This window comes from Liquorilactobacillus sicerae (assembly GCF_029916425.1).
Classification (GTDB): Bacteria; Bacillota; Bacilli; order Lactobacillales; family Lactobacillaceae; genus Liquorilactobacillus; species Liquorilactobacillus sicerae.
Genome location: NZ_JAHAVQ010000379.1, coordinates 1 through 255, shown reverse-complemented (window position 1 = coordinate 255; position 255 = coordinate 1). Strand labels below are relative to the sequence as shown.

General features: G+C 45.5%; 1 rRNA gene. It reads left to right on the top strand.

Features of this window, described 5'->3' with window-relative positions:
- Positions 1–45: 45 nt before the first annotated feature.
- Positions 46–255, top strand: a 23S ribosomal RNA gene (locus KH893_RS13320); the annotation flags it as partial.

The following is a 255-nucleotide window of genomic DNA, read 5'->3' as shown; positions in this document are numbered from 1 at the left end:
GTTCTTAACGCAAACTCATAGCCGTTTTACCGTTAGGTAAAATTAGGTTAAGTTATTAAGGGCGCATGGTGGATGCCTTGGCACTAGGAGCCGATGAAGGACGGCACTAACACCGATATGCTTCGGGAAGCTGTAAGTAAGCTGTGATCCGGAGATTTCCGAATGGGGCAACCCAGTAGCTGTAACAAGCTATTACCGCTAGTTGAATTCATAGACTAGTTGGAGGTAAACGCAGGGAACTGAAACATCTAAGTA